The sequence below is a fragment of the Vibrio sp. 811 genome, from assembly GCF_033339195.1.
This window is the reverse complement of record NZ_JAWOUB010000257.1, coordinates 1-812: the sequence shown is the minus strand read 5'-3', so window position 1 is coordinate 812 and position 812 is coordinate 1. Positions and strand designations below refer to the sequence as shown.

Sequence of the window (812 nt, the reverse complement as noted above, 5' to 3'; positions counted from 1 at the left end):
GTCTATTCAGCCGTTAGCTTGTAATACTTACCAAATTCTACTGCACCCTGAGTCTCCAGTTGCGTTTAAAGCTGGCCAATACCTGATGGTTGTGATGGGAGAAAAGGATAAACGCCCATTCTCGATTGCAAGCAGCCCTTGCCGACATGAAGGCGAATTAGAGCTTCATATCGGAGCTGCTGAACACAACGCTTACGCCATCGAAGTTGTCGAAGCGATGAAAGCTGCGTTAGAAACAGGTAATGATATTGAAATCGATGCGCCGCACGGTGATGCGTGGGTACAAGAAGACAGTGAACGCCCGCTGTTATTGATCGCTGGCGGTACAGGTTTTAGTTACGTACGTTCGATTCTGGATCATTGCGTAGCGCAGAATAAAACCAACCCTATCTATTTATACTGGGGTGCTCGTGATAATTGCCAGCTGTATGCGAAAGACGAATTGCTCGAACTTGCACAGAAATACGCAAATGTTCACTTTGTTCCGGTTGTTGAGGAAGCCCCAGCAGATTGGCAAGGGAAAGTCGGTAATGTACTACAAGCCGTGAGTGATGATTTCGAAAGCCTAGAAAACTACGATATCTATATTGCAGGTCGTTTTGAAATGGCGGGCGCAGCACGTGAGCAATTCACTCAGAATAAAAAAGCGAAGAGTGAACGTATGTTTGCAGACGCGTACGCATTCATTTAAATTCCGCGTTTCAGGCAGAAAAAGAGGGTTTTTTACCCTCTTTTTTGCTTTTTTGATGAAATAGTCATCGAACAGCTAGTTTTATCCATTTTTTTTCAAAAAAGGGTTGCGCTCGGAACTC

The 812-nt window shown here is 44.7% G+C and carries 1 protein-coding gene; it reads left to right on the top strand.

All coding sequences use genetic code 11. The features are described from left to right. Positions 1-691 (top strand): NAD(P)H-flavin reductase (fre, locus tag R7Q46_RS26195; RefSeq protein ID WP_318078087.1); only part of this gene is annotated, 691 nt, incomplete at its 5' end. Between the last annotated feature and the right edge of the window lie 121 nt (positions 692-812).